The organism is Anaerovibrio sp. (genome assembly GCF_024697385.1).
Lineage (GTDB): Bacteria > Bacillota > Negativicutes > Selenomonadales > Selenomonadaceae > Anaerovibrio.
Genome location: NZ_JAILFV010000020.1, coordinates 1 through 6,642, shown reverse-complemented (window position 1 = coordinate 6,642; position 6,642 = coordinate 1). Strand labels below are relative to the sequence as shown.

Sequence of the window (6,642 nt, the reverse complement as noted above, 5' to 3'; positions counted from 1 at the left end):
GCCAGCCTCATCCATAAGAGGTGATGCCTTGATTATATCACGCAGGTGGGTACGCAAATCCAATAAAAGCTCCGGATTATTCCCCAAAGCCGTTGCAATATCCACATATTCTTCGGAGTCCTGAGCCGCCATATCTCCAAGACCGGCATTCATAAGCATGCTATACCCGAAGCGCTGACCACGGCTCTCCCCATACATGCTGACCACCGGCACTCCCATATACAGTGCCTCAAAAGTAGTCATCCCACCAGTATAAGGGAATGTATCAAGGGCAATATCCATATCAGCATATTGTTCGAGGTAATCCTCACTGAACCCCCGCAATATCAGCCGGTCAGCAGGTATACCACATCTTTCCAGGCGTTCCTCAGTATATTTGATACCCTCTGCACTGTCAAACAGCTTATGCTTAAGGAATAATTTGCTGTTTGGAACTCCTGCCAAAAGCCTGCTCCAAAGAACCAGCATATCATCTGTAACCTTGCTGAAATTATTGAAGCACCCAAAGGTTATATATCCATTATGCTTATATGGTGACTCTGAAACCTCAGGCATTGTACGGTATGGATGAAAGCAGAAATGACTGCCCCTGATTTTCAGCAATTTTTCAACATAGGCACTTTGTCGTGTAAAAGGAGTACAAAACTCATCCCCAAGGACATAATCAACAGCAGACATACCAGTACTGCCTACCCAGCCTATGGCTGATATCTGCAGCTTAGCCGGTCTCCAGGCCAATACCGGGAGCATGTTCCCCTTGGTATGGCCCCCCAGATCAACCAAGATATCAATCTCATCAATATAAATCTGTTTGGCAATGGACTTAAAGGACCAGTCCTTCACCTGCCGCCAGACATCAGCATGCTTACGCAGGGCAGCAGTCAACTTATCCGACTCAGCATTACCTGCATAACAGAACAACTGAAAACTGTTTTTATCCGCCCGGGTTATCAGTGGCCACAGCAGTGCTCCCACCGGATGCCTTAGAAAATCACTGGATAAATATCCCACCCGAAGTCTTTCATGCTGCCATGGCTTGTCAGCATAAGGTACAAGTCCTCCCGAATACAGCAGATCTTCATACCCTTTGTAAAGTAAGCGCCAAAAATCCCCGTCTGTCCCGGATAATGATGCAGCGGCAAAAATAGCATTGCTATATTCCACCAGCTTATTCTTCAAGCTATCCTCAGCATTGACAGCCTGTAAAAAACTTTCCACAGCTTTATCAGGCTCTCCAATAATGCTATAGGCCTGGCCCAGCATACTGTAAACATCCCCCAAAAGATCAGGTTCGTCCTGGCAGCCTTCCTCAACCAGGCGGTTCAAAATGGCAATTTCACCTATTGTATCACCTGAGGAACGCTTGATATAGGCACTTAAAAGATGTACCTTCGAAACTTCACTGCCATCGGCAGCAAGGAGCTTTTCAACAATATTTTCAGCTTCAAGGAAACGAGCCGACTTCCAAAATCCAAGAGCTTCCTTGTACATGGCCCAACACTCTTTGGTCATTACTGCCATAGCAATCCCCCACAACTACAATTTATTCTACTATATAATATAATTTCAAATATAAAATTTTACAATCCTTTTCTATACGCCCCAAAACAAAAATATACGGAAAGCCCCCTTACCGACAGGTGCTTTCCGCAATTTGTCCACTTTCACATTTTACTCCATTGGATATTTACTGCAGAAGGCTGATTACATTGGATGAATTCTGATTGGCCTGACTAAGCATTGCCTGAGCCGCCTGAAGCAAAACATTATCCTTGGTATATGCCGTCATTTCCTTGGCCATATTTGAATCCCTGATAACACTTTCCGCAGAAGTGATGTTCTCTGATGCAGTGATAATATTATCATTGGTATATTCCAGCCTGCTGGACAAAGCACCAATCTTGGTGAGCTGATTCAAGGCCCTGTCGATGGATTTATCCAGCTGGGCAATAGCATTTTCCGCATCCCCCTGGGTCTGCACACTGATATTTTTACCATCCTTATCCTGAAGCCCCAGAGATTGGGCATCAGCATTGGAAAAGACTGCATGTATGTTCTGTGCGGCCTTGGTACCAATCTGGAAGAACAGGCCACCCCTTATATCAAGGTATTCCATCGGCCAATTCACCTGCAGGCCATTGATAAAGGTATAACTGCTGTCAGGATTGGTCCAGAATTTCACCGAACCGCCCTCCGGTACAACAGACTCGGCAGTCTTGTCCACCCTGCTCACTCCGGCATCACGGCCTGTAATAGCACCGGTATCCTTGTTAGGCAGGATGATATTACAATAATCCTTTAAAAACTTGGTACCATTCCCTGCAGCAGCCTCATCGGCAGCCATCTGGGCCTTCATATCAGCAAATGTTGGGAACTTCCCCTTGGTAGCTGCACTGACAGCCGCATCTATCCTTGCCGTAGTCATATTACCAGTGCCGCTGGCCAAAGACTGCATAAACTGGCTCAAACCTTGCTCAGCAGAAAATCCTCCCTGTGCCGCCATGTAGCGGAACATGACGTAACCTGCAGCATAATCATTTTCGCCTGAAGCACTGGTATTGGTACCCAGAGTGGAGGCAATTGACTGGCTGTCCGCCAGAGACTGGATAGTGGTCATGCGCTGATCATCTATACCATGTACAACCTCTGCAGAGCCTTCCTTTATACAGGCATACAGACCATTTGCTCCAGTAAAGCCTTCTATCCTGGCTGACATCACGGCATGAGTCATCTCATGGGCAATAGTACGGTCCAGATAAGCCGAACCGGCAGTGGTACTGGCACCATTCACATCACCATCCACCAGGTCAGCATAATATTTCATATTAACCGACAGTTTCAATCCGGTAGTAACTCCGGATGAGTTAATGGTGGAAGTAACCCACGCCAGATTGGTGTTATCCTCATTGACAAATACCACGTCCATTTCCTTGACACTGGGATCACCTGCTTCAAAGGTCAAACCGGTAGAACGGGTAATTAAATCCATACTGTTGGATAGCCACTCAGTATTAAGGGCTGCCATAATGGTCTGTTCCTTGCTGTAGGTATGGTCAGCTGCCCCGTCAAAAATATACTTGCCATTGAAGGTGACCAGTGAATTATCATTGAGCTGGTCAATATGCTGATCCAGCTCCTTTTGGATGATGGCACGGTCCGAATCGGTATTGGTATCGTTGGCAGCATCTATGGCCTTTTCCTTCATGGTCCGCATAATAGCCACAGAATTGGACAGCACACCATCCGCTACCTTCAGCAGGCTTTGGGCATTTTGGGCATTTTTGCTGTCCTGGTCCAGGCTCCGTATCTGAGATCTCATTTTCTCAGAAATGCTGTATTCAGAGGCCCCGTCCCCGGCACCGTTTATTTTCATACCGGAAGCAACCTTCTTGAGGCTTTTACCCAGGGCATTACTGTTTTTGTTGGTTTCGCCCAAAATGGTCATAGCAGAAATATTATTGTATATAACCATGCTCATAGCTTCTCACCCTACCCCTTTAAATATATGTCATAACGCCATTGATCAAATTTTTCTTCTACAGAAGAAATCCTCATCATAAATCATTTTGCAGTTCAAGCTCAGCTGCAATCAAAGCCTTGGACACAGTCACATCCATATCATAATATGAATATGTCCCCAAGCGGCCGCCAAAAATCACATCTCCCAGCTTATCTGCCTCCTGCTTATACCGTGCGTACAGTTTGCTGTTTTTTTCATCATTCACCGGATAATAAGGCTCATCACCAGGATGCCATTCCGAAGAATATTCCCTGGATATCACCGTATTGGGCAAGTCATTCCCCGCCTCATCCTTGCCAAATTCAAACCATTTATGCTCTATAATCCTGGTCCATGGATTTTCCCGGTCAGTATAATTCACCGCCGCATTACCCTGGAAATTCGGTATATCCAGCTGCTCATTTTCAAAGCGGACAGAACGGTATTCCAAAGTCCCCAGCTTATAATCAAAAAATTCATCAATTGGTCCGGTATAAATGATTTTGTCTGCCAAATTATCATACTCACTCTTATTCTGTAGATAATCAACTCCCAGTCGCACCTCTATGCCATCCAGCATTTTTTCAATCAGCTTGGTATAGCCACCAATAGGAATCCCCTGATAAAGGGCATTAAAGTAATTGTTATCATAGGTATACCTGACAGGAAGCCGCCTGATGATAAACGCCGGCAGTTCACTGCAGTCCCTGCCCCATTGTTTTTCAGTATATCCCTTGATGAGCTTTTCAAAGATATCCCTTCCCACCAGGGAAATAGCCTGTTCCTCCAGGTTTCTTGGTTCCCCCTTGATTTCCTGGCGCTGCTTCGCTATAACATCCGCTGCTTCCTGGGGAGTCACCACCCCCCACATTTTATTGAAGGTATACATGTTAAAGGGCAGTGAATAAATCTCCCCTTTATAATTCGCCACAGGCGAATTGGTAAATCTGTTGAAATCCGCAAATTGATTTATGTATTCCCACACCGCTTTATCATTGGTATGAAATATATGAGCCCCGTATTTATGCACATTGATTCCGGCGATATTTTCCGTATAAATATTACCACCTATATTATTTCGCCGTTCAAGCACCAATACCCTTTTTCCTTTTTGAGCAGCCTGCTGGGCAAATACCGCTCCAAACAGACCTGAACCAACTATTAAATAATTGTATTGCATAGAATGTTCCTCTCTTTTGATTTTAAATATCAAACAAGCTGCCATAATCACTGCGATCATCCAGCACTAAATCTATATATACAACTTTTTCCTTTTTATTCACACGATAAACCAGCCACAAATGAGGCCAAAAGGGAATTAATCTATACATAGATGGCAGATACTTCAGTCTATGTGCCCCACGCTCAGGCAAACTTTCCAAAGATTCTCTGCTACTGATAAACTCATCAATGAACTTCCCCCCCAAATCCTCATCCTGCATAATAGTCAACTCAGCAGCCTTGGCTACCAACTGTTCTTTGGCACTTGGCGAAACATTTACCGTATATTTCATTTCTTAGCCGCCTCTTTTACAGCCTGTCGCATCATCTCCACGACATCATCGCAGGAATAATCCGGCACTCCATCACGCCGTGCTTCTTCTATGCCTAATAGTTCTTCCCGAAGGGAAAAAGATGCCTCGCGACGATTGTAGTTATCTATATCCATGACAACCAGATCACCCTTACCGTTCTTAGTCAAATAAACTGGTGCAGCTGACTCTCGACAAAGCTTTGCAATACCATTATAATCCTGCCGTATAGCCGCTGATGGCTTTATTATGGTTTTCATATCTCTCGCCCCCAACATAGCAATATTTATATAATATTTGTATATAATTATACTATATGGACATATTGAGGTACAGAAAAACCTCACCCAACAGCTAAAAAAGATAAAAAACAAAATTAAAATTATTAAAATGATCACTAATAAATTTGTTTTGATGGTAACATAGATGGCATGCAACTATTACTTCGCATAATCCACCAGCAAAATGATAGCATCGTCAGGTTTATCCATTACGATTATTTACGCATCCCGATGTTGATTTAATCGCATATACATGATATGCCTCGATCAAACGTAAGCGTCAAAAAACTTCTTTGTACTAAAAAAATATGACCAGGCCATCCAGCCTGGTCTTGTAATTGATACCTGTGACAAAATCCGCCCCATAAATGAGGAAGCATGGACTTATCCAGTATATATGTTGGGATTTTAATAACCGTTTGGCAATAAATCCTATAACCGAATAATTCACCCCACGTCGGCAATAATCTCACCATCCTTGCGGGCTATTTCCCAAATCAATGGACTATTATTTTTGACAAAAACTGTAAGTTTTATTAATTCATCTTCAGTAACCCCCATGCATTTTGTACATACTACACTCGGCAATAAAAATTCAGCCTGGTCAAACCCTTTTTCAGTAGGACGCTCCATATGAACAATAATACTTTCACCGTTTGTAAAGGACGAATTCATGTCAATTATACCGACTCAATATGCTCAGACAAAGCTTTAAAAAAGTCTTCACTCCATAATTTAAGTTTCTCATCAGCCTTAATAAATTTTCTTACGTCCTGTCTAGCCTGCTCATAATCTACAGAAGCAAATCGTTCTGACAGCATTGTCTTCAAAACCTGCAAAGTTAATGTATCATTACTATCCCAATGCCCTGTCTGTTCCATTCTTTTCTGCAAATGATATAAATTCACCTTTATTCTATTAGTTATATACCATACAAAATCATAAAAGTCGCGCCCCTTTACCCTATTTTTCCAATTTCTGCACAGAACTGCGTGCAGTTTCCCAGCGAATAGAGAAGGCGAATCATATAAACGCACCATAAAAGGAACCGGACGGAGACCATATTTATTTTCATGTGTAGCCCCTTCTGGAGGATTGGTGTCTATCTCAACTTTAATCTTAACCTGCTCATGTGGGTCTATCCCGGGGAATCTCCGTTCTTCCCTATCCCATATCGTGACCAATTGAATCAGGGTTTCACCTTTTATAAACGCAGACTGCACATCAGATTGTCTTGACTTAATCTTCTCAGATACCGACATTTCCAAGCCATGGCTGGCCAAAGCTTCCTCCATGTAAGAAAGATACTTCTCCAAAGAAAAGCTTGGAT

General features: G+C 43.3%; 7 protein-coding genes. All 7 read right to left on the bottom strand.

The features are described 5' to 3' along the window. On the bottom strand, positions 1 to 1,521 hold a 1,521-nt coding region (locus tag K6C05_RS01295; protein WP_296730503.1), incomplete at its 3' end, for a hypothetical protein. 166 nt (positions 1,522 to 1,687) lie between these two features. Further along, positions 1,688 to 3,478 carry a flagellinolysin gene (locus tag K6C05_RS01290; protein WP_296730501.1) on the bottom strand — a complete coding sequence of 597 codons (1,791 nt, stop codon included), beginning with the start codon at positions 3,476 to 3,478 and terminating at the stop codon, positions 1,688 to 1,690. A 76-nt stretch (positions 3,479 to 3,554) separates the two neighbouring features. Beyond that, positions 3,555 to 4,679, bottom strand: a complete 1,125-nt coding sequence (glf, locus tag K6C05_RS01285) for a UDP-galactopyranose mutase (RefSeq protein ID WP_296730500.1) — start codon at positions 4,677 to 4,679, stop codon at positions 3,555 to 3,557. Positions 4,680 to 4,701: 22 nt separating this feature from the next. Beyond that, positions 4,702 to 5,013, bottom strand: a complete 312-nt coding sequence (locus K6C05_RS01280; RefSeq protein ID WP_296730498.1) for a type II toxin-antitoxin system RelE/ParE family toxin — start codon at positions 5,011 to 5,013, stop codon at positions 4,702 to 4,704. Then, the gene (locus K6C05_RS01275; protein WP_296730496.1) at positions 5,010 to 5,291 is read right to left on the bottom strand and encodes a prevent-host-death protein; all 282 of its coding nucleotides are present in this window, start codon (positions 5,289 to 5,291) and stop codon (positions 5,010 to 5,012) included. Before K6C05_RS01275 ends, K6C05_RS01280 begins: the two co-directional genes overlap by 4 nt. A gap of 468 nt (positions 5,292 to 5,759) precedes the next feature. Beyond that, positions 5,760 to 5,987: a hypothetical protein gene (locus K6C05_RS01270; protein WP_296730495.1), complete on the bottom strand. Its 228-nt coding sequence runs from the start codon at positions 5,985 to 5,987 to the stop codon at positions 5,760 to 5,762. A 5-nt stretch (positions 5,988 to 5,992) separates the two neighbouring features. After that, the coding region (locus K6C05_RS01265) for a nucleotidyl transferase AbiEii/AbiGii toxin family protein (protein WP_296730494.1) at positions 5,993 to 6,642 on the bottom strand (650 nt) is incomplete at its 5' end.